This window comes from Pseudomonas sp. NPDC089406, from assembly GCF_044900265.1.
GTDB classification, from domain to species: Bacteria; Pseudomonadota; Gammaproteobacteria; order Pseudomonadales; family Pseudomonadaceae; genus Aquipseudomonas; species Aquipseudomonas fakonensis.
The window spans coordinates 48,469-68,879 of sequence record NZ_JBJDNC010000015.1; the positions used below are offsets into that span (position 1 = coordinate 48,469).

Annotated in this window: 21 protein-coding genes and 2 tRNA genes; 9 read left to right on the top strand and 14 right to left on the bottom strand. The window is 63.9% G+C overall.

Annotated features, from left to right (window positions below; genetic code table 11):
* Positions 1–151: 151 nt before the first annotated feature.
* Positions 152–364: a hypothetical protein gene (locus ACI2KK_RS12805; RefSeq protein ID WP_217839300.1), complete on the top strand. Its 213-nt coding sequence runs from the start codon at positions 152–154 to the stop codon at positions 362–364.
* Here the strand turns inward: ACI2KK_RS12805 and ACI2KK_RS12810 are convergent.
* The 7 genes from ACI2KK_RS12810 to ACI2KK_RS12840 all read right to left on the bottom strand — a co-directional run bounded on the left by ACI2KK_RS12810 (position 336) and on the right by ACI2KK_RS12840 (position 7,492).
* Positions 336–1,343: a nucleoside hydrolase gene (locus ACI2KK_RS12810; RefSeq protein WP_404669176.1), complete on the bottom strand. Its 1,008-nt coding sequence runs from the start codon at positions 1,341–1,343 to the stop codon at positions 336–338. The two genes, ACI2KK_RS12805 and ACI2KK_RS12810, sit on opposite strands and share 29 nt — an antisense overlap.
* A 180-nt stretch (positions 1,344–1,523) precedes the next feature.
* Positions 1,524–1,928 (bottom strand): D-ribose pyranase, encoded by a 405-nt coding sequence (rbsD, locus tag ACI2KK_RS12815; protein ID WP_404669177.1) that lies wholly within the window; start codon positions 1,926–1,928, stop codon positions 1,524–1,526.
* Positions 1,925–2,833 (bottom strand): ribokinase, encoded by a 909-nt coding sequence (gene rbsK, locus ACI2KK_RS12820; RefSeq protein WP_404669178.1) that lies wholly within the window; start codon positions 2,831–2,833, stop codon positions 1,925–1,927. Before rbsK ends, rbsD begins: the two co-directional genes overlap by 4 nt.
* A 12-nt stretch (positions 2,834–2,845) precedes the next feature.
* Positions 2,846–3,868, bottom strand: coding sequence for a LacI family DNA-binding transcriptional regulator (locus ACI2KK_RS12825; protein WP_404669179.1), 1,023 nt, complete (start codon positions 3,866–3,868; stop codon positions 2,846–2,848).
* A gap of 4 nt (positions 3,869–3,872) precedes the next feature.
* Positions 3,873–4,868, bottom strand: coding sequence for an ABC transporter permease (locus ACI2KK_RS12830; RefSeq protein ID WP_217885580.1), 996 nt, complete (start codon positions 4,866–4,868; stop codon positions 3,873–3,875).
* Positions 4,865–6,412, bottom strand: a complete 1,548-nt coding sequence (locus ACI2KK_RS12835) for a sugar ABC transporter ATP-binding protein (protein ID WP_404669180.1) — start codon at positions 6,410–6,412, stop codon at positions 4,865–4,867. The genes ACI2KK_RS12830 and ACI2KK_RS12835 overlap by 4 nt, the downstream gene beginning before the upstream one ends.
* 135 nt (positions 6,413–6,547) lie before the next feature.
* Positions 6,548–7,492 (bottom strand): sugar ABC transporter substrate-binding protein, encoded by a 945-nt coding sequence (locus ACI2KK_RS12840; protein WP_404669181.1) that lies wholly within the window; start codon positions 7,490–7,492, stop codon positions 6,548–6,550.
* Positions 7,493–7,827: 335 nt separating this feature from the next.
* Here ACI2KK_RS12840 and ACI2KK_RS12845 point away from each other — a divergent pair, with 335 nt between their 5' ends.
* Together ACI2KK_RS12845 and ACI2KK_RS12850 are read left to right on the top strand one after the other, a co-directional pair.
* Positions 7,828–8,919 (top strand): asparaginase, encoded by a 1,092-nt coding sequence (locus ACI2KK_RS12845; RefSeq protein ID WP_217839308.1) that lies wholly within the window; start codon positions 7,828–7,830, stop codon positions 8,917–8,919.
* A 158-nt stretch (positions 8,920–9,077) separates the two neighbouring features.
* Entirely contained in the window at positions 9,078–9,320 is a 243-nt protein-coding gene (locus ACI2KK_RS12850) for a DUF1654 domain-containing protein (RefSeq protein ID WP_217885584.1), read from the top strand.
* Positions 9,321–9,327: 7 nt separating this feature from the next.
* On the opposite strand, the gene ACI2KK_RS12855 is transcribed toward ACI2KK_RS12850, so the two are convergent.
* Both ACI2KK_RS12855 and ACI2KK_RS12860 read right to left on the bottom strand, forming a co-directional pair.
* The gene (locus ACI2KK_RS12855) at positions 9,328–9,753 is read right to left on the bottom strand and encodes a GTP pyrophosphokinase (RefSeq protein WP_217839310.1); all 426 of its coding nucleotides are present in this window, start codon (positions 9,751–9,753) and stop codon (positions 9,328–9,330) included.
* A 197-nt stretch (positions 9,754–9,950) separates the two neighbouring features.
* Positions 9,951–10,520 (bottom strand): SPOR domain-containing protein, encoded by a 570-nt coding sequence (locus tag ACI2KK_RS12860; RefSeq protein WP_404669182.1) that lies wholly within the window; start codon positions 10,518–10,520, stop codon positions 9,951–9,953.
* A gap of 155 nt (positions 10,521–10,675) precedes the next feature.
* Between ACI2KK_RS12860 and ACI2KK_RS12865 the strand changes: the two genes are divergently transcribed.
* Positions 10,676–12,739 carry a hypothetical protein gene (locus ACI2KK_RS12865; RefSeq protein ID WP_404669183.1) on the top strand — a complete coding sequence of 688 codons (2,064 nt, stop codon included), beginning with the start codon at positions 10,676–10,678 and terminating at the stop codon, positions 12,737–12,739.
* Between the two features lie 193 nt (positions 12,740–12,932).
* Here the strand turns inward: ACI2KK_RS12865 and ACI2KK_RS12870 are convergent.
* Positions 12,933–13,009 (bottom strand) — tRNA-Val (locus ACI2KK_RS12870).
* Positions 13,010–13,248: 239 nt separating this feature from the next.
* Positions 13,249–13,325: transfer RNA gene (locus ACI2KK_RS12875), tRNA-Val, on the bottom strand.
* Positions 13,326–13,528: 203 nt separating this feature from the next.
* Here ACI2KK_RS12875 and ACI2KK_RS12880 point away from each other — a divergent pair.
* Positions 13,529–14,812, top strand: a complete 1,284-nt coding sequence (locus ACI2KK_RS12880; RefSeq protein ID WP_217839312.1) for an FAD-binding oxidoreductase — start codon at positions 13,529–13,531, stop codon at positions 14,810–14,812.
* Positions 14,813–14,945: 133 nt separating this feature from the next.
* Here the strand turns inward: ACI2KK_RS12880 and ACI2KK_RS12885 are convergent, their stop codons facing one another.
* Entirely contained in the window at positions 14,946–15,674 is a 729-nt protein-coding gene (locus ACI2KK_RS12885) for a peptidase C39 family protein (RefSeq protein ID WP_404669184.1), read from the bottom strand.
* Positions 15,675–15,828: 154 nt separating this feature from the next.
* Between ACI2KK_RS12885 and ACI2KK_RS12890 the strand changes: the two genes are divergently transcribed.
* Complete coding sequence (locus ACI2KK_RS12890; protein WP_217839314.1) at positions 15,829–16,008, top strand: hypothetical protein; 180 nt, start codon at positions 15,829–15,831, stop codon at positions 16,006–16,008.
* A gap of 104 nt (positions 16,009–16,112) precedes the next feature.
* Here ACI2KK_RS12890 and ACI2KK_RS12895 read toward each other — a convergent pair whose 3' ends face one another.
* On the bottom strand, positions 16,113–16,865 hold the full coding sequence (locus ACI2KK_RS12895; protein ID WP_217885586.1) for a TerC family protein: 753 nt from the start codon (positions 16,863–16,865) through the stop codon (positions 16,113–16,115).
* Between the two features lie 19 nt (positions 16,866–16,884).
* Positions 16,885–17,121 carry a hypothetical protein gene (locus ACI2KK_RS12900; protein ID WP_217839316.1) on the bottom strand — a complete coding sequence of 79 codons (237 nt, stop codon included), beginning with the start codon at positions 17,119–17,121 and terminating at the stop codon, positions 16,885–16,887.
* A gap of 130 nt (positions 17,122–17,251) precedes the next feature.
* On the opposite strand from ACI2KK_RS12900, the gene nhaR reads away from it, so the two are divergent.
* The 3 genes from nhaR (at position 17,252) to ACI2KK_RS12915 (ending at position 20,406) form a co-directional block, all read left to right on the top strand.
* A complete protein-coding gene (gene nhaR, locus ACI2KK_RS12905; protein ID WP_404669185.1) occupies positions 17,252–18,145 on the top strand; it encodes a transcriptional activator NhaR in 894 nt (297 codons plus the stop codon).
* 281 nt (positions 18,146–18,426) lie between these two features.
* Positions 18,427–19,638 (top strand): serine/threonine transporter SstT, encoded by a 1,212-nt coding sequence (gene sstT, locus ACI2KK_RS12910; protein WP_404669186.1) that lies wholly within the window; start codon positions 18,427–18,429, stop codon positions 19,636–19,638.
* Positions 19,639–19,758: 120 nt separating this feature from the next.
* The gene (locus tag ACI2KK_RS12915; protein WP_217839319.1) at positions 19,759–20,406 is read left to right on the top strand and encodes a YceH family protein; all 648 of its coding nucleotides are present in this window, start codon (positions 19,759–19,761) and stop codon (positions 20,404–20,406) included.
* Positions 20,407–20,411: the final 5 nt, after the last annotated feature.

Here is a 20,411-nt window from a genome sequence, read left to right on the forward strand (position 1 = left end):
AGGTTACACCCAGGGCATCGCTTATGCTTAAGTCGCAGGGCCGTTGACACAAAGCCGTGGTTTACTGCATTCAATGGGGCGCGCAATGCCCCCTTCGGATGCCAGGACCCGGTATTCGACCCTTCACTCAAGGCCCCCGCGAGAGCCCTTCATGAGCAGTCACAGCATCGATGCCGATATCAAGGTCAAATGGGCCGAAGGCCAGAGCGCCTACAGCCCGGGCACGCCCGAGGAGCTATTGCTGATTGCCATCGACCTGCTGGTGCGCGACCGCGGCAGCGAAGCGGCACGCAGCTTTATCGACCAGGTGTTCGAGCGCTTTGCACCGCACGAAGCTATGGCAATCGAGCCAGGCGGGCGCTGAGCAGGTCGAACAGGCCCTGGGCGTCGCCCTCCTCCACCCAGTGCACGTTGGCCGGCTGCTTGAGCACGCCGTACCAGTCGGCGATGGTCTGGCCGAAGGTCGGGCCTTCGCGGCTGTCGACGGCCAGGTGGATATCACGGCCACTGAACATCTCGGGCTTGAGCAGGTAGGCGATCACGCTGGCATCGTGCACCGGGCCGCCGGGTGTGCCGTACAGCTTCATGTCGTACTGGATGTAGGCCTTGAGAATGTCCACCACCAGTTGGCTGGCGTGGTTGTTGACCGCGGCCAGTTGCTTGAGGCGCGCGTCGCTGGTGAGCAGCTTGTGGGTGACGTCCAGCGGCAGGTAGGTGAGCTTGACGCCGCTGGCCAGCACCACTTCGGCGGCATGGGGGTCGGCGTACAGGTTGAACTCGGCAGCCGGGGTGATGTTGCCGCCGTTGAAGTGGGCGCCGCCCATTACCACCACTTCCTTGATGCCCTTGACGATGTCCGGCTGCTGGGCCAGCGCCAGGGCCAGGTTGGTCTGCGGGCCGAGCATGGCGATGGTGATGCTGTGGGGTTCGGCTGCGCCCAGGGTGTCGACCAGGTACTGCACGGCATTGCCCTTGGCCAATGGCGCCTTGGGTTCGTGCACGAGTACACCGGTGAGGCCTTCTTCGCCGTGCACGTCGGCGGCATAGATGGGGGTGCGCACCAGTGGGCGGCCGGCCCCGGCGTACACGGGGATGTCTTCGCGGCGGCCCCACTCGCGGGCCAGGCGGGCGTTGCGCGAGGTCTTGTCCAGGCGCACGTTGCCGGCGACGGTGGTGATGGCGCGGATCTTGAGTTCTTCAGGCGAGGCCATGGCCAGCAGCAGCGCGACCACGTCGTCGGCGCCGGGGTCGGTGTCGATGATCAGGTCGCGCGGGGCGGCCATGAGGGTGGTGGTGGCCAGTGCGGACATGAGTACGGCTCCTTGTAGCAGGTGTTTGAACATCGGGCTCTCCTTTGCCTGTTGATTGATTCAGCTGCCGTCTCTGTAGGAGCGGCCTCGCGTCGCGAAAGGGCTGCGTAGCAGCCCCGGCGATTTTGCGTGATGCGAAGATCCTGGGGCCGCTGCGCAGCCCTTTCGCGACACAAGGCCGCTCCTACAGGGGGGGCGCGGCACCTGCTTAAACTAAAAGGTAACCCCCGCCACCAGCGCGATATTGCTGTAGGGCTGGCATTCGCCGGTGCGCACCACGGCGCGGGCCTTGCGGCTAAGGGCCTTGAACGCTTCATGGTTCAGCTGCTCGCGCACACCCAGCTCACCGGCGCCGTGCAGGCGCTCCACTTCTGCAAGGCCAGGCGGCGCAGCCTGGAACATCTCCTCGCCCAGCACATGGCGCTCGACCTGCATCTCGCTCAGCACCACCCGCAGCACGCTGGCAAAGTCCGGAATGCCGGGGGTCAGCGCCAGGTCGATCAGCTCTACCCCGGGCGGCACCGGCAGGCCAGCGTCGCCGATCACCAGGATGTCGCCATGGCCAAGCCCGGCGATGGTTCGCGACAGGGCTACGTTCAACAACGGGGTCTTCTTCATGGGGCCAGCTCCGCCAGGTAAGGGATCGACGGCTGGGCGCCGGCGCGGGTGACGGAAATCGCCGCCGCACGCTGCCCGAAAACGATTGCGTCGGTAATCGAAAAGCCATTGGCCAGGTGCGCGGCAAAACCGCCGACAAAGGTGTCACCGGCTGCGGTGGTGTCCAGCGGCTGCACGGGTGTGGCCGGAAAGTGCCGGGCGCCCTGCCCGTCTACGTACAAGGCGCCTTGGGCGCCGAGGGTGACGATCACCTTGCCCGCCCCCAGCGCGCGCAGGCGCTCGGCAGCGGCCTGCGCGCTGGCCTGGTCGGTCACCGGCAGGCCGGTCAGGGCCTCGGCCTCGCTTTCGTTGGGGATCAGGTAGTCGATATGCGGGTACCACTCGGCCGGCAGCGGGCCGGTAGCGGGCGCCGGGTTGAGGATTACCGTCTTGCCCAGCGCGCGGCCGCGAGCCAGCGTCCAGGCCACGGTCTCGATGGGCACTTCGAGCTGGCAGATGATTACATCGCAATCCTTTAGCAACGCGTCAAAGCGCTGCACCGACTCGGGAGTCAGCAGGCCGTTGCCACCGGGGATGATGACGATGGCGTTCTGGCTGGCGGCGTCCACCACGATCAGCGCCACGCCGCTGGAAACCCCCGGGCACTCGCCCACACCCTGGCAATCGACGCCCTCCACTTCCAGCGCCTGGCGCAACTGCTGGCCGTAGGCGTCGTCGCCGACGTTGCCGACCATCGCCACGCTGGCACCCAGGCGGGCCACGGCCACAGCCTGGTTGGCACCCTTGCCGCCAGGCACGGTGAAGAAGCTGTCGCCGGCGAGGGTTTCGCCGCCGCGGGGCAGGCGCTGGGCGCGTGCCACCAGGTCCATGTTGAGGCTGCCGACCACGACCACCTTGGCATCCATTGGGGTATTTCCTTAACGGTAATCGTTGAACAGGTCCGGGCGCGGCCCGGTGGATTCGCGCAGCACCAGGCGCGGGGCGACGATGCGCTGCTCGGCCTCGCCCTTGCGCGGCGCAGTGATGCGCGACAACAGCAAGGCGGCGGCGTTTTCGCCGAGCTCGCGGATCGACTGGCCGACCGTGGTCAGCGCCGGGTACACGTAACGGCTGAGCTCGATGTCGTCGAAGCCGATCACCGACAGCTCGCCGGGCACGTTGATGTTGCGTTCGGCAGCGGCGCGCAGCACGCCAAAGCCGATCATGTCGTTGCCGGCGAAGATCGCCGTGGGCCGCTGGCCGTCCAGCAGGCGCGCCGCTGCGGCATGCCCGCCGGGGCTGGTGAAGTCGCTGTGCAGCACGTGGCCGGCGGCGATGCTCACCCCGGCCTCGGCCATGGCCCGGCGGAACCCGGCCAGGCGCAACTGGCTGACGCCGGTGTCGACCGGGCCGGCAATGGTGGCGATGTCGCGGTGGCCCAGCTCCAGCAGGTGGCGGGTGGCGAGATACGCGCCGTGCTCGTGGTCGATGCGCACCAGGTCGGCCTCTACGCCCTCCAGGGCGCGGTCGACGATGACCATGGGGGTGCGCACGCAGCTCAGGCTGTCGAGCAGGTCACGGTCCTCGCCCACCGAGGCCACCACCAGGCCGTCGATGCGTTTTTCCAGCAGCACGCGCAGGTAGCTGCGCTGCTTTTGCGGGTCATCGTCGGAGTTGCACAGGATCACGCAGTAACCGTTGCGCTCGCAGGCATCCTCGATGCCACGGGCCAGCTCGGCGAAGTACGGGTTGACGCTGTTGGGCACCAGCAGGCCGATGGTGGCGGTGCTGCGCGCCTTCAGCGAGCGGGCCACGGCGCTGGGCACGTAGTCCAGCTCGGCGATGGCGGCCTCGACTTTAAGGCGCACGTGCTCGCTGACCGGGCGGGTCTTGTTCAGTACATGGGACACGGTGGTGTAGGAAATACCCGCCAGTGCCGCGACGTCTTTGATGGTTGCCATGGTTTCAGTTCCGCCGGTTCGCGCGCCGGCTGCGGTAAGTGTCGAGCACCACGGCGATGACGATCACCGCCCCGGTGATGATGCGTTTGGTAGGCTCCGAGGCGCCGATCTGCGCAAGGCCTGCGGCCAGCACCGAGATGATCAGCACACCAAAGAAAGTGCTGATGACCGAGCCGCGCCCGCCCATCAGGCTGGTGCCGCCGATCACCACGGCGGCGATCACCTGCAGCTCAAGGCCGGAGCCTGCGTTGGGGTCGGCGGCCTCGAGGCGGGAAATCTGGAACAGCGCAGCCAGGCCGGCAAGCAGGCCCATCAGGGCGAACACCAGAATCTTGTAAGGGCGCGGGTCGATGCCGGCCAGGCGCACGGCCTCTTCGTTGGTGCCGATGCCGATCAGGTAGCGGCCGAACACGGTGCGGGTCAGCACCAGTTGGGCCAGCACGATCACTGCCAGGGCGATGATGAAGGCCGGCGAAATACCAAAGGCGACCGGGTTGGAGAACCAGGCGAAGGCATCGCCGATGTAGGCGGTGCGCGAGTCGGTGAACTGGTAGGCCAGGCCCCGGGCCATTTCCAGCACGCCCAGCGAGACGATGAACGAAGGGATGCGCCAGGCCACGGTGATGCTGCCGGTGATACTCCCGGCCAGGGCAGCGATGGCCATGCCCAGCAGCGCCGCCGGCAGCACGCTCCAGCCCCAGCCGAGAATCGCCACGCTGACGGTGGAGGCGGCCAGGGCCAGCACCGAGCCCACCGACAGGTCGATGCCGCCGATGATCAGGATGAAGGTCATGCCCACCGCCAGCACCATCAGGTCGGGGATCTGGTTGGCCAGGGTGCTGAAGGTGGCGTACGAGAGGAAATGACTGCTGAGCATGGAGAACAGCACGATCATCGCCAGCAAGGCGCCGGCCAGGCCCAGGTAGGTGCCCAGGCCCAGGTAAGTGCCGCTGCGGCGTGCGGGCGCGCTGCCCGGGGTGTCGAGGGGTGTGGTTTTCATGCATCCATCCTGGGGGCTGCGTCGTGCAGCAGGGCATCACGTTTCTGGTAACCGGCAAAGGCGGCGGCGAGCAGCTGGTCCTGGCTCCAATGGTCGCGCTCGAAGGTGTCGATCAGGCGGCCGGCCGAGAGCACGGCGATGCGGTCGCAGATCAACATCAGCTCGCGCAGGTCGCTGGACACCACCACCAGGGCCTTGCCCTGGCGGGCGAGTTCGGCCAGCAGGCCGTAGATGTCGAACTTGGCGCCGACGTCGATGCCGCGGGTGGGCTCGTCGAACAGCAGCACCTGGCAGTCGCGCTCCAGCCAGCGGCCGATCACCACTTTTTGCTGGTTGCCACCAGACAACTCGCCCACGGCCTGGGCCGGGCTTGCGCTGCGGATGCGCATGGCGCTGATCTGGCGTTCGGCCAGGCTGCGCTCCTTGGTGCTGTCGAGCACGCCGGCGCGGGACACGGCGCCGAGGTTGCCCAGGGCGATGTTGGCGCTGATCGACTGCGACAGCAGCAGGCCTTCGCCCTTGCGGTCTTCGGTAATCAGGGCGATGCCGGCGTTCACCGCGGCCTTGGGCGAATCGATGTTGCGCACCTGCGGCGGCTGGCCGAGGGCGACCGTGCCGCTGTCGGCGCGGTCGGCGCCGTAGATCAGGCGCAGCAGCTCGGTACGCCCGGCGCCGATCAGGCCGGAGATGCCGAAGATCTCCCCTGCCCGGACTTCAAACGACACGTCGCGCACTTTGCCTGCGCGGTTGAGCTTGTCGACCTTGAGCAACGGCGCGCCGATCTGCCGGCGGCCGAGGTCGATGTGCTCGCCCAGCTCGCGGCCGACCATCAGGTTGACCAGCTCGTTGCTGCTGTAGCGCTGGATGGGCTCGGCGCACACCAGCTTGCCGTCGCGCAGCACGGCAATGCGCTGGGCTACGCGCTGCAGCTCTTCGAGGCGGTGAGAGATATAGACGATGGCCACGCCGCGCTGGCGCAGGCGCTCGATCTGGGTGAACAGCAGCTCCACCTCGCGGGCGGTGAGCATGGCGGTGGGTTCGTCGAAGATCAGCACGTGGCAGTCGCCGATCAGGTTGCGGGCGATCTCGACCATTTGTTGATGGCCGATGCCCAGCTCGCCCACCGGGGTGTCGGGGTCGATGGCGTCCAGGCCGACCTGAGCCATGGCGGCGGTGGCCAACTGGCGCAGGCGCTTCTGGTTGATCCAGCCCAGGCGCCCGGGCAGGTTGTCGAGGAACAGGTTTTCCGCCACGGTCAGGGTGGGTAGCAGGTTGAGTTCCTGCATCACCATGCGCACGCCGAGGCTTTCGGCCTCAGTGCGGCTGGCGGGGCCGTAGGGCTGGCCGCGGTAGCGCATGTGCCCGGTGGTGGGGGTTTCCAGGCCGCTGATCAGCTTGGACAGGGTCGACTTGCCGGCGCCGTTCTCGCCGGTCAGGGCCAGCACCTCGCCGCCGCGCAGTTCCAGCGTGACATCGCCGAGCACGGGCTGGGCGTAGGTCTTGCCCAGGCCGGTGACGCTGAGCACTACTTCATGGGCCGACATGGCCACCTCTCTCGACGTATCAATTCATCACGCCCCTGTAGGAGCAGGCTTGCCTGCGATGCGGCCACCGCGGTGGATGGCACCGGCTTTGCCGGTGATCGCTGGCAAGCCAGCTCCTACAGGGGGGGCATCAGGTCACTGGGTAATGAGCTGTACCGGCGTCTGGATGACGTTGTCGGCATCCACGTCGGGCTTCTCGCCCTTGATCATCTTCAGCGCTGCCTGAATGCCATACACGGCTTGCTGGCTGGCGGCCTGGTCAAGGGTGGCGAGCACGCGGCCATCCTTGAGCATCGGCTTGATGGCGTTGATGTTGTCGTAACCCACTACCTGCACCTGGCCGGTCTTGCCAGCGGCGCGCACGGCGGATACCGCGCCCAGGGCCATGCTGTCGTTGCCGGCCAGCAGCGCCTTCAGCTCGGGATATTCGTTGAGCATCGAGGCGGCCACGGCGTTGCCCTTGTCGATCTCCCAGTTGCCCGACTGCACCGAGACGATCTTCATCTGCGCCGCCTGCATGGCGTCCTTGAAGCCTGCGGTACGCTGCTGAGCGTTGGTGGTGGTCGGCACACCTTCGATGATGCCCACCTGGTCGCCGGCTTTAAGTTTTTGCTGGGCCAGGTAGTCACCCACCAGGCGCGCGCCCTTGCGGTTGTCCGGGCCTACGAAGGGTACGCTGATGCCTTTGCTCTTGAGCACTTCGGGGTCGAGGCGGTTGTCGATGTTGACCACGGTGATGCCGGCGTCCATGGCTTTTTTGATCACCGGCACCAGGGCTTTGGAGTCTGCCGGGGCGATCACCAGGGCCTTGGCACCGGTGGCGATCATCTGCTCGACGATACGGATCTGGTTGCCGGTGTCGGTTTCGTCCTTGATGCCGTTGGCCACCAGGTCGAAGTCGGCGGGGTGATCTTTTTGATAGGCCTTGGCGCCGTCTTCCATGGTGCGGAAGAACTCGTTGGCCAGGGACTTCATCACCAGCGCGACCTTGGGCTTGTCTTCGGCGTGGGCGGCGGACACGAGCATCAGGGATGACAATACAGCGATGGCCAAGGGGCGGCCGGAGAACGGCAGTTTCATGGAATTGACTCCGAATTTTGTGTTTTTTATCGGATGCAAACGTTTGCGGTGACTCACTATGGAAACAGACCCCGCGTTTGTCAAATCCACATCGCAAACCTTTTTTGTGGCGCGCCTCGGATTATCCGCAATTTGTCCGAAAAACCGAACAGCTTTTCTATGCTTGTTCGGGTTGCCGAACCACGGAATGTGTAGCAGCCGCACATGTCAAAAATAGTCATCATGAATATCAATGACTTGAAGATGAAAAGCGACGAACGGTAACTCTGGTACGAAATCTGCGTGAACAGCTGGCGACACACAGCAACCATCTCATTTGGAAGAGAGAAGCAGAAATGATCGATACCGCATTGAAAACCTTCACCCCTGCCGCCCTGGCCCTGCTGCTGGCCCTGCCTTCGATGGCCAGCGCCAAAGAGGCCGAACAACAACAGAAACTCGCCAACGTGGTGATTCTGGCCACTGGCGGCACCATTGCCGGCGCCGGCGCCAGCGCCGCCAACAGCGCCACCTACCAGGCCGCCAAACTGGGCGTCGACAAGCTGATTGCCGGGGTACCGGAGCTGGCCGACATTGCCAACGTGCGCGGCGAGCAAGTGATGCAGATCGCCTCGGAAAGCATCAGCAACGACGACCTGCTGAAACTGGCCAAGCGTGTGGCCGAGCTTGCCGACAGCAAGGACGTGGATGGCATCGTCATCACCCACGGCACCGACACCCTGGAAGAGACCGCCTACTTCCTCAACCTGGTAGAGAAAACCGACAAACCGATCGTAGTGGTGGGCTCGATGCGCCCGGGCACGGCCATGTCGGCCGACGGCATGCTCAACCTGTACAACGCCGTGGCGGTGGCCGGCGACAAGCAGTCGCGCGGCAAGGGCGTACTGGTGACCATGAACGATGAAATCCAGTCGGGCCGCGACGTGAGCAAGTCGGTGAACATCAAGACCGAAGCGTTCAAGAGCGCCTGGGGCCCGATGGGCATGGTGGTCGAGGGCAAGTCGTACTGGTTCCGCCTGCCGGCCAAGCGCCACACGGTCAACTCCGAGTTCGACATCAAGAACATCAGCGCCCTGCCCCAGGTGGACATCGCCTATGGCTATGGCAACGTGACCGACACCGCCTACAAGGCGCTGGCACAGAACGGCGCCAAGGCGCTGATCCATGCCGGTACCGGCAACGGTTCGGTGTCGTCGCGGGTGGTGCCGGCGCTGCAGGAGCTGCGCAAGAACGGCGTGCAGATCATTCGCTCGTCCCACGTCAACCAGGGTGGCTTCGTGTTGCGCAACGCCGAGCAGCCTGACGACAAGAACGACTGGGTAGTAGCCCATGACCTGAACCCGCAGAAGGCACGCATTCTGGCCATGGTGGCGATGACCAAGACCCAGGACAGCAAGGAGCTGCAGCGGATCTTCTGGGAATACTGATCCCCTGTAACGGCCCTATCGCGGGGCAAGCCCGCTCCCACGGCATGTATAGCGTGGGAGCGGGCTTGCCCCGCGATTTCATTCAGATGCTTACGTGATATTGCGAAACGGCCTACACTTGAATACTGTATGCACATACAGCAAACAAGGAACATCCTGTGGCCAGCACTCCCGTCGCAACTCCCGGCAGCTACGAACAACTCGGTCAGCGTATCCAGAAGATCATCAACAGCCCCACCGCCCAGCGCAGCCGCGCCGCGCTGATTTTCCGCCTGGCGCACGAAACGCCTGAAGACTGGGCCACCTTGCTGGATGAAATCGCCGAGAACGATAACGTCACCCTCGCCCACCGCGACGATGGCGGCATCCAGATTTTCTGGACAGTACCGAAAGAAGACTGACTGCCAATCAGCCCAAGGTCTGCAGGTAGGCGCTGGCCTGCTGGTAGCGGGATAACCTGGCCAGGTCGGCCGGGCCTGGGCGGGCGATGCGGCTGAGGTCGCTGTTGTCGGCAAGGTCGGCCAGCTTCACCTCACGGGCCAGCGGGTCGACACCCAGGCGAATGACGAAGGCTTCGTAGCTTTCGCCCTGGCGCCGGCTCAAGGCCAGCAGGGCGGCGAGGATTTTAAGCGGGAAACCTTCGCGAGCAAGGTCCGAGAGCGTCACCTGGGTGTCTTCCAGCACATCGTGCAGCACGGCGACGATGCGTTGCTCAGGGGTGATCACCCGCGCCATCACCCGCAACGGGTGGAGGATGTACGCCGCCCCACCTTTATCGACCTGCCCTTCATGTGCCCTGGTGGCCACCGCAATGGCCCGTTCCAGCGTTGCCATGAGGCCTCCCCCACTCAACATCCGCCCTTGTCAGCATAGCTGTGACATTGAAGCGGCGCTGTCTGTTCCGGGCCTGCAGGCGTACTGCGCAGCCTTTGTAGGAGCCGGCTTGCCGGCGATGAGGCCAACAGCCCCAGTACAACTATTTGCAGGCCAGACGCCATCGCCGGAAAGCCGACCCCTACAGAAAGGAGGACTCAGCGCTTCACGCCATGCTGGATAACGATCGAGTCGGTCCCAAGCTTGGCCATCACCTCGGCCTGGCGCGCATCGGCCTCAGGCTTGCCCGGGAACGGCCCCATCAGGACCACCGGCTTGCCGTCGCGATACTCGACCCAGGACGGGATGCCCTTTTCGATCAAACGCGCGGTCATGTCGGTCAGGGCGCCCATGTTCGGGCCCTGGATCACCTCGACATCCCAGCCTTCCGGCGCAGGCTGGTCGGCCAACTCGTCGGCGCGGCGCTGCAGGTCGGCGCCGCCGCAGATTTCGCGGATGCGCAGGTCATTCTCGGCGCCGCCCATGAGGATGTCGTACTGGCCGTCATGCTTGATGGCCACATAGCTGCGATAGGCCTCGTACTGCCCGGCGTCATCCTTGCCACGCACCTGGCCGCAGATGGAGCCATTGGTGTCGAAACGCACGTTGGCGAACTTGGCCGTCTTGGGGTTGTTCAGGTGTTCGGCCACCTGCTTGTGCACCCCTTCGACCTCGTTGTTACAGCCTGCCAGGGCCAGCACCGCCATTACCACAGCCAGTTTGCGCACGCGCGTACCTCCAGATTCGAAGGCGCGGATTCTAGCACGACAGCCGTACCCACCCCACGCGCACAATGTCACAAGCCGTGAGTTGCCTGATCGCTCGCCACTGAACGATGATGACCACGCCGAAATCATGCTGACGCCGACACGAGGAGCGTAAATTGAAGGTTTCATGCCATGGATCCGACAATTCCAGGGCCCTGCAACTCCCGCAGGACTGGCCACCTCACCTGCATGCGCTGGCAGGCGTCACGGCAGATCCACGACATTATCCGCGCACCTCTTACGTGCTGGACTTCAACATGCCGGGTGACGCTTTCGAACAACTCTGCTGGTGGCTCCTAAGTAAAGAACATACCTTGGTCGGCTGCCATCGCCTGGGACGCAGCGGCACATTCCAGGGCGGTATCGACCTGTTCGCCGAGGCGAGCGATGACAGCCATGCCCTACACGTATTCGAATGTAAAGCCTGGCGCAACTTCACCTCGAGCAGCCTGAACAATGCTATCAATGATTTCCTCAACGGCCCCTGGGCACCACTGAGCCGCTCCTTTACCTTGATCCTGGCGCAGCAGGACCTCGGCCCGATGGGCCAGCATTGGATTGAAGCGCGACAACGACTGAGGAAAGCAGGTATTGAAGGCGAAGTATGGACAGGACATGACCTGACACTAAAGTTCCAACGCCACCCCGATCTACTGGCGAAATTCTTTCCTGGTGCGCATATCGAGGCATTCGCCAATCTTTGGCAAGAGCGCGTGGGTTTCTTCGACCTCGTGTCCAAATCCGTATTTGACCCCCGCCCCCACATCGCGCACCAAGCCAAGGCATTGGTCGGGCAGCGCGACAAGTTGAGCGAACACCTACGCCAAACAGCCAATGCCCCAGGGACACTGACCGGCCCCCTAGATGATTACACCAGCATTCGCTACGAAGGCAGTCACTGGCTGTACCATGGCCCTTGGTTCTCCTTAAGCGTCTTCCTGCCTGACGAGGAGTCACCACGTGCTACAGCAGCCTTCGACTTCCATCAACGGGACCTTCAGGGCGTTACCCTCACAGTTGATCACCAGTGGCTGCTCACTCGCTTCCTGTTCAATCAAGTCGCTTTGCCATCCCGCAACTTCATCGCAGGACAAATGCCGGACGACAAGGAACGCTACATCGTAGATCTGCTTAACGGGCGACTGCTTCTGGAGAAACGAGTCGCGCAGGAGCTTGCCGATGTCGCCGACCTACTTACCGACGTGATGCGCACCGCCCTGCAAGCGCTCGAGCAAGCTTGGTCGGCCGTTGACTTCCCATTTCTCGCACAAGGCAGTTCGCACGAGGTTGCGTTAGGTGCCATGCGCCACGACGCCTGGCAATGGCTCACAGAGTTTGCCCAAATTCACGATTCCAGTAACGGCGACAGCCCTTGGCACATGTTCGACGGGCACCCAAACTTCCTCAAACCCTTCCACAGCCACGCAACGGAACGTTTTGATGCCAACCATCATGCAGTGATCGCTATCGACACAAACCACAACGCAGCGCCTTGGGATCAGGTGAATTTGCTATGGAAACCCCACCACCTGACGCACCGCGAACTGTCCAGCAGGGGCTGGTGGCCGTGCGAAACAACCTTACGGTGGCTCAATGAAGAACTGCTTCCACAGGTCAGACGCTGGAAACTGGAACGCGCCTCCGGCTCTAGCCTGGGGCGCTTGATTCATCGCAAACGATTAAAAGCATATGCACAATTGCTGGATGAGCGGCTGACAATTCGCGATCTTCGTGAGCCGCCACTGCTTCGTGACAACCAATGGACCTCAACCCTGACACAAGCTGTCGAGCAACTGAGCTTCTTCTTCAGCAGCGCATCGAGCCACAACTCTCACCTGCCCATCCAGGCGCAAAACATAGCCGACCTTTATCGGACAGTAGCAATGCTGGCAATTTACAGGCGCGGCTACGCAGGCTACATCGCAGCCTCGCTCAGCCTTGCCAGGCCAGATGACCATCAACAACTGATCAAGTCGATCCATGACTATATCAATCACTCAAAAATGGTCACGAACGCCAACGTGGTGGATCATGCATTGCGAGCGATAAAAGAATCCCTGCAAGGCAGCGATGATTTTCTAGCACCCAAAGAGCGGCAAGCGATTCAACAGTGGTTGCTCCCATTTGCTCGCATTTACGACGACGGAGTACTGGTACAGCGGCATCTCGCAAGGCGATGAAAGCTTGCCGCACCTGCCAGCATGGCCTCTTAGAACCTCGGAGCGCGTATGACCTGTCGCGACGCGCGCGCCAGGCTGCCCAATTCAAAGCAGGGGGCGTCGAGGAATTAGAGCAGAATCAAGCCCAGGCGGGCGAAGGGAAAATTTTAGAAAACAAAAAGGGCGACCCTTTCGGATCGCCCCTTCTGATATTTGGTAGGCACAATTGGACTCGAACCAACGACCCCCACCATGTCAAGGTGGTGCTCTAACCAACTGAGCTATGTGCCTGTCGTGTGGGGCGCATATTAGTGATGCGCTTTCACCCTGTAAAGCTTTTTTTTCAAAAAAATCAAAAACTTTGCGAAACACCCATCCCTGTAGGAGCTGGCTTGCCAGCGATAGAGCCATAAGCCACAGCACATCATTTGCAGGCCAGGCGCCATCGCCGGCAAGCCGGCTCCTACAGGGGCCGTATAAAAACCGGAATGCAAAAAGGGCGACCCTTGCGGATCGCCCCTTCTGATGTTTGGTAGGCACAATTGGACTCGAACCAACGACCCCCACCATGTCAAGGTGGTGCTCTAACCAACTGAGCTATGTGCCTGTCGTGTGGGGCGCATTCTACCGATTGAAAAACCCCTGTCAACTACTTTTTTAGCGCTAAGCTACTGAAACTTAAAATGTTTGTATAAAGGAGGCGTGTCGTGCCGGCCGTAAAGGATTTTCACCGGACGACTAGCGGGTGTTTATTATTATTGATAGCATCGGTACATTCGTTAAAAATATAAAACACGAGGTTTCTCGAGCATGGCCAACACCCCCTACCCCCAGTCCTACTACGCCGCCTCGGCCAACCCGGTGCCGCCACGTCCGGCGCTGCAGGGTGAGGTGGAAACCGATGTGTGCATCATCGGTGCAGGCTACACCGGCCTGTCCAGCGCGCTGTTCCTGCTGGAAAACGGCTTCAAGGTGAGCATCGTCGAGGCCGCCAAGGTCGGCTTTGGCGCCTCGGGCCGTAACGGCGGCCAGATCGTCAACAGCTACAGCCGCGACATCGACGTGATCGAGCGCACCGTCGGCCCTAAAGAAGCCCAACTGCTGGGCAAGATGGCCTTCGAAGGCGGGCGCATCATCCGCGAGCGCGTGGCCAAGTACAATATCCAGTGCGACCTGAAAGACGGTGGCGTGTTCGCCGCCCTGACCAGCAAGCAAATGGGCCACCTGGAATCGCAAAAGCGCCTGTGGGAACGCTTCGGCCACACCCAGCTGGAGCTGATGGACCAGAAGCGCATCCGTGAAGTGGTCGCCTGCGACAGCTACGTGGGCGGCATGCTCGACATGAGCGGCGGCCACATCCACCCACTGAACCTGGCCCTGGGCGAAGCCGCCGCGGTCGAGTCGCTGGGCGGCATCATCTATGAGCAGACCCCGGCCGTGCGCATCGAGCGCGGTGCCAACCCGGTGGTGCACACCCCGCAGGGTAAAGTGCGCGCCAAGTTCATCATCGTCGCCGGCAACGCCTACCTGGGCAACCTGGTGCCGGAGCTGGCCGCCAAGTCCATGCCGTGCGGTACCCAGGTGATCACCACCGAGCCGCTGAGCGACGAGCTGGCCCGCACCCTGCTGCCGCAGGACTACTGCGTCGAGGACTGCAACTACCTGCTCGACTACTACCGCCTGACCGGCGACAAGCGCCTGATCTTCGGCGGTGGCGTGGTGTACGGCGCCCGTGACCCGGCCAACATCGAAGCGATCATCCGCCCGAAAATGCTCAAGGCCTTCCCGCAGCTCAAGGACGTGAAGATCGACTTCGCCTGGACCGGCAATTTCCTGCTGACCCTGTCGCGCCTGCCGCAGGTAGGTCGCATCGGCGACAACATCTACTACTCGCAGGGTTGCTCGGGCCACGGCGTGACCTACACCCACCTGGCGGGCAAGGTGCTGGCCGAGGCCCTGCGCGGCCAGGCCGAGCGTTTCGACGCCTTCGCCGGCCTGCCGCACTACCCGTTCCCGGGTGGCCAGATGCTGCGTGTACCGTTCAGCGCCCTCGGCGCCTGGTACTACAGCCTGCGTGACCGTCTGGGCTTCTAAACGACTTTCGCGTAAGCCTTCAGGGCCGCTTTGCGGCCCATCGCGGGCAAGCCCGCTCCTACAGGAGACTGCGATCCCCTGTAGGAGCGGGCTTGCCCGCGATGGGCTGCAAAGCAGCCCCGGTTCACAGGTTTCAATGACCCAGGCTGTTGACCGCCTGCTTAGCTGCTATCTCCTGCCCCGAGCGGGCCAGTTCATCCGCCGCCTGCAACCAGCGCGCACGGTCCACCCGTGCCGGCAACTGGCGTGGCGACTGCACCAGCACTGCCCAACTGCCCTCGTTGGCCCAGGCCGACTCGAAGTCCGCGAACTTCATCAACTGCCGACGGTGCATGCCACTGCGCAGCAGCACCCGCTGCTTGTAGCGGTCGTAGCCGATCAGCACCGCGTAACGCGGCTCGCTCCACCACATCGAACCTTCCTGATAACGCACCAGCACCGGGTAACCGGCGGCCACCTGGGTGAGCAAGGCGTCCAGCTGCTTGTCCAGCGGGTAGACCACCTTGCCGTACTCGCGCGCCACCCGCGGGATACCGGTGTCCAGCGCCTCGGCGCCCTGCGGCAGGCCCAGCGCCTTGTCCAGCAAGCCCGGAGTGATCGGTGCGCCTTGCTGCGACAGCACGGCGGCCAGGGCCATGGCCCCGCTGTGGTTGGCGTTGCCACGGTAGAACGGCACGCTGCTGAGTTCGGTGCGTTGCGGCTCGCCTCGGGGGGCCGGCGGCGGAGCGCTTGCGCAGCCACACAAGGTGGCGGCGACCAGGCAGGCGGCCAATAGACGACGGTGTTTGGAGGGTGATTGCAACATGGGCACTCGCTTGTTCCGATGCCAGGCAGGCGACGCCCGGCCCTGGGCTCCGATCATAGGGCGCCGGGGCGCGCGGGTATAGCCCGGTGCGGGCTAGGAACGAAACGGCACAAGTACCAGACCTTCGGTCAATTGAACGTCACAGGGCGCCAGCTAGACTAAAGCTGTGTCTGGAGGGCGAGCCTGGCTCGCCGTAGAGATGGAGGCACACATGAGCCTGACAATGGCAATTCTGATGTTGGTGGGTATGTGGCTTAGCGTCGCTGCCGCCATGCTCTGGGGGGTGTTGCGCATCGTGCGCCGGCATTCCCACCCGCACCACCTGGCCCCCAAGGCACTGGCCAAGCCACAGGTTGCGCACCGCGCACGGCGGCATGCCGGGGCGCACTGATCTTTTGACCGATCGATAAAAGCATCGCGGGGCAAGCCCGCTCCCACGCCGGCCGTGCCGATAGCGTGGGAGCGGGCTTGCCCCGCGATGGGTTCGGGCCTGAATCAGCCTTCGGCCGCCTCACGCTTCAAACGCGCCCGGCGAGCCATGATGTTGAGCACCTCGATGGCGGTGGAGAACGCCATGGCCGCATACACATAGCCTTTCGGCACATGGGCACCGAAACCTTCGGCGATCAGCGTCATGCCGATCATGATCAGGAAGCCCAGGGCCAGCATCACCACGGTCGGGTTGTCGTTGATGAACTTGGCCAGCGGGTCGGCCGCCACCAGCATCACGATCACGGCGCTGATCACGGCGATGATCATGATCGGCAGGTGCTCGGTCATGCCCACGGCGGTGATGATGCTGTCGATCGAGAAGACGATGTCCAGCAGCAAGATCTGGAAGATCGCCGCGGTGAAGCCGATGGTCACCACGCTGCCGGTCTTGGACTCCTCTTTGGCACCATGGGGGTCGACGCTTTCGTGGATCTCCTTGGTCGCCTTCCACAGCAGGAACAAACCACCGGCGATGAGGATCATGTCCTTCCACGAGAAGGCATGGCCGAACACATCGAGCACCGGCTCAGTCAGCTGGACGATCCAGGCAACGGTGCTGAGCAGCGCCAGGCGCATGATCAGGGCCATGCTGATACCGATGCGCCGGGCCTTGGAGCGGTAGGCTTCGGGCAGCTTGTTGGTGAGGATGGAGATGAAGATCAGGTTGTCGATGCCGAGCACGACTTCCATGGCCACCAGGGTGGCCAGGGCAACCCAGGCGGTGGGGCTAGCGGCGAGTTCCAGCAAGTATTCCATGGTTCAGTCCTGCTTCCGGTCAGATGTCCTGGGTGTCTTTCTTGTCGTCTTCGGCCTTGGCCTTGCCATCGCTGCCGACCGCATCGCTCAGGGCTTGCTGGGCGGCTTCGTTGGTCTTGTCGATGGCCTGCTTGGCCGACTGCGCGGCCTGGTCGAGCATCTGCTGGGCAGATTTCTCGGCCTGGTCGCAACCGCTCATGGCAAACAGCGCCAGGGCCAGCACCAAAGGGGTACCGATGGATTTGAGTTGTAGCATGGTGTCCTCGCTTGTCGATTCCGGGCAGCGCCAGTGCGCCTGATGGGTTGGCATTCTAGTGAGGCTGAAACATCCAGAAAATTCGTATTTTCAGCGTATATACTTCGGTTTTCCCGAATCGGCAGCCGCCATGCTTAATTACCGCCAGCTTCACTACTTCTGGGCCGTGGCCCGCACCGGCAGCATCGCGCGGGCCAGCGAACAGCTGAACCTCACGCCGCAGACCATCAGCGGGCAGATCAGCCTGTTCGAGCAAACCTGGGGCATCGAGCTGTTCCAACGTGTTGGCCGCCAGCTGGAGCTGACCGAAACCGGCCGCCAGGCGCTGGGCTACGCCGAGCAGATGTTCCAGCTGGGCGGCGAGCTGGAGGCCATGCTGCGCGCCGGGCCCCAGGAGCAGATCCTGTTCCGCGTGGGGGTGGCCGACGTGGTGCCCAAGTCGATCGTCTATCGCCTGCTGGCGCCAACCATGGAGCTGGACGAGGTGCTGCGCATCAACTGCCGCGAGGACAAGCTCGAACGCCTGCTGGCGGACCTGGCGATCCAGCGCCTGGACCTGGTGATCTCCGACAGCCCCATGCCCAGCCACCTGGACATCAAGGGCTACAGCCAGAAGCTTGGCGAGTGCGGGCTGAGCTTCTTCGCCACCCCGGCATTGGCCGAGCGCCTGGCCGCGCCCTTCCCTGCCTGCCTGGACGACGCGCCACTGTTGATACCCGGCCAGGAAACCGTGCTGCGCAGCCGTCTACTGCGCTGGCTGGCCGAGCAGCAGGTACAGCCGCGCATCGTCGGCGAGTTCGACGACAGCGCGTTGATGCAAGCCTTCGGCCAGTCGGGCAGCGGCATTTTCGTGGCGCCCAGCGTGATCGCCGAAGAGGTGTGCCGGCAATACGGCGTGCGCCTGATCGGCCAGACCGAGGCGGTGACCGAGTCGTTCTATGCCATTTCGGTGGAGCGCAAGGTCAAGCACCCGGGCATCGTGGCGATCACCGAGGGTGCGCGTCGGGAGCTCTTTCACTGGTGAGCCGCTCCCCCGGCAATTTTTCATGATGCTGAAATCCTGGGGCCGCTGCGCGCCCCATCGCGGCACAAGGCCGCTCCTACAGGGGTCGCGTAACCTCCAGGCCTGCGCGATCCCTGTAGGAGCCGGCTTGCCGGCGATCACCGGCGCAGCCGGTGCCAGCTAGCACCTGGGCCGGCCTCATCGCCGGCAAGCCGGCTCCTACAGGGATCGCGCTGTTCGCCTGGCGCCCACGCCGGATGTGCTAAAGTCGCGCCCTTTCACGTAACAGAGTTGTGCTGCACATGTCCCCCATCCTCCGCCTCATCGGCCGCACCGGCCTGGTGACGCAGATCTGCATCGGCCTGTTGGCCGGTATCGCCCTCGCCCAGCTCGCCCCCGCCATCGCTCTGAAACTGGCCTTCCTCGGCAAAGTCTTCGTCAGCGCCCTCAAGGCGGTGGCGCCGGTGCTGGTGTTCGTGCTGGTGATGGCCTCGATCGCCAACCACCGCCAGGGCCAGCAAACCCACATCCGCCCGATCCTCGCCCTGTACCTGCTGAGCACCTTCGCCGCCGCCGTGGTGGCCGTCGGCGCCAGCATGCTGTTCCCCTCGCATCTGGAGCTGAACGCCAGCGAAGCTTCCCTGAGCGCCCCCGGCGGCATCACCGAGGTGATGCAGAACCTGCTGCTGAGCGCCGTGGACAACCCGGTCAGCGCGCTGGTCAACGCCAACTTCATCGGCGTGCTGACCTGGTCCATCGGCCTGGGGGTGGCCCTGCGCCATGCCAGCGACAGCACCCGGACCATGGTCGATGACCTGTCCAACGCGGTGACGCAACTGGTGCGCCTGGTGATCCGCTTCGCCCCGCTGGGGATCTTCGGCCTGGTCACCTCGACCCTGGCCCAGTCCGGGCTGCATGCACTGCTGGGCTACCTGCACCTGCTGGGGGTGCTGATCGGCTGCATGCTGTTCGTGGCACTGGTGGTCAACCCGCTGATCGTGTTCTGCAAGGCGCGGGTCAACCCCTACCCGCTGACCCTGCTGTGCCTGCGCGAAAGCGGCATCACCGCGTTCTTCACCCGCAGCTCGGCGGCCAACATCCCGGTCAACCTGGCCCTGGCCGAGAAGCTCGGGCTGCATGAAGACACCTACTCGGTGTCGATCCCGCTGGGAGCGACCATCAACATGGCCGGTGCGTCGATCACCATCACCGTACTGACCCTGGCGGCCGTGCACACCCTGGGCATTGCCGTGGATATCCCCACCGCCGTGCTGCTGAGCGTGGTGGCGTCGATCTGCGCCTGCGGTGCCTCGGGTGTGGCTGGCGGCTCACTGCTGCTGATCCCGTTGGCCTGCAGCCTGTTCGGCATCCCCAGTGAGGTGGCCATGCAGGTGGTGGCGGTCGGTTTCATCATCGGCGTGCTGCAGGACTCGGCAGAGACGGCGCTGAATTCGTCTACCGATGTGCTGTTTACCGCAGCGGCCTGTGGCGGGATGCAGCCGCGCAGCGCCTGAGGGCGCTGTCGCCGGCAAGCCAGCTCCCGCAGGGGCATACATGACCTGTAGGAGCGGGCTTGCCCCGCGATGGCGCTTTACCTAGGCTAGTGGCCTTTTCCCTCGCAACGAGACAGGGCCATGTCAGAACACGAAAACACCGGCGAAGGCCGTTTCAGCAGCGTCGAGATCCGCGTGCTCGGTTCGCTGATCGAGAAGCAGGCCACCAGCCCGGAAACCTACCCCCTGACCCTCAATGCCCTGGTGCTGGCCTGTAACCAGAAGACCAGCCGGGAGCCGGTGATGAACCTATCCCCCGGCCAGGTCGGCCAGGCCCTGCGCGCCCTCGAAGGGCAGGACATGACCCGCCTGCAGATGGGCAGCCGCGCCGACCGCTGGGAACAGCGGGTGGACAAGGGCCTGGAGCTGGTGCCGGCGCAACTGGTGCTGATGGGGCTGATGTTCCTGCGCGGCCCGCAGACGCTGAACGAACTGCTGAGCCGCAGCAACCGCCTGCACGACTTCGACGACACCGAGCAGATCCAGCACCAGCTGGAGCGCCTGATTTCCCGCGGCCTGGCCCTGCACCTGCCGCGCCAGGCCGGCCAGCGCGAAGACCGCTACACCCATGCCCTGGGCGACCCGGCAGAGATCGAGGCGATTCTGGCCGCGCGCCAGCACGAAGGGGGCGCACGCGGGGCCGCCGGTGCGGCGTCGGAGGAGCGTATCGAAGCGCTGGAAGCACGGGTTGCCGCGCTGGAGGCACGCCTGGCTCAGTTGGAAGGCTAAGCCCG